The sequence below is a fragment of the Nostoc sp. 2RC genome (assembly GCF_014222165.1).
Lineage (GTDB): Bacteria > Cyanobacteriota > Cyanobacteriia > Cyanobacteriales > Nostocaceae > Nostoc > Nostoc linckia.
The window spans coordinates 1-931 of sequence record NZ_JACKZU010000749.1 but is presented as its reverse complement, the minus strand read 5'-3'; the positions used below and the strand labels follow the sequence as shown (position 1 = coordinate 931).

1 pseudogene is annotated in these 931 nt (G+C 42.6%); it reads left to right on the top strand.

Annotated features, from left to right (window positions below):
* Positions 1-81 precede the first annotated feature (81 nt).
* A pseudogene (locus tag GNE10_RS34815) lies at positions 82-908 on the top strand (IS5 family transposase).
* Positions 909-931 lie beyond the last annotated feature (23 nt).

Genomic DNA, 931 nt, shown 5'->3' with positions numbered 1-931 from the left:
AGAGCTGATTCGTAAAGAAAATATAAAGAAAACAGAGCCTCATTTTACTTAAGCTCTAGGCTAAATCAATCACATTTATGTATGTTGTGGTCGATGAGCCGTCTACCCGCAATTGAGAACCAAGAGCGCAAACCCTACCCAAGTGATTTAAGCGATGCCGAATGGTTAATTATAAAGCCTCTTTTACCCAAACCCAAAGGATTCGGACATCCTGTGGAGGTGAATTTCCGAGAAATTTTGAATGCCATTTTTTACGTGCAACGTACCGGATGTCAGTGGGAAATGCTACCTCATGACCTGCCTCCTTACACAACGGTATATGGCTATTTTCAAAAATGGCAACGTAAAGGCATTTGGCAGCAGATTCATGACCAAGTTCGTCATCAACTGCGACAAGATTTAGGGCGAGATGAAGATTCTACTGTGGCGATCGCAGATTCTCAGTCGGTGAAGACCACGGAAAAAAAGGGGAGGTCTACGGTTTTGATGGTGGTAAGAAGGTTAAAGGGCGTAAGCGACATATAGTTGTAGATTCTCAAGGGTTGTTGATTGGTGTTTTAGTGACTGAAGCCAATGCGTCAGAACGTTTAGGTGCTGTGGTTGTGTTGCATGAGGCGGTTAAAGAATTGTCCACATTGGAAGTTGTTTGGGTAGATCAAGGCTATTCAGGAGAAAACTTTGCTCAAGCAGTCAAGAAAGTTTGCGGAGAACAGGTTCGTGTTGAGGTGATTCAAAGAAACTCGAAAACATTTGAGCGATTGCCGAAACGATGGATTGTGGAACGGACATTTGGGTGGCTCAATCGATTTCGGCGTTTGAGTAAGGATTATGAGTTGTACACAGAGTTAAGTGAAGCTATGATTTATGGCTCATTGATTCGTCTAATGCTCAAGCGAATGGCTTCTTAAACTTTTGTTTACGAATCAGCTCT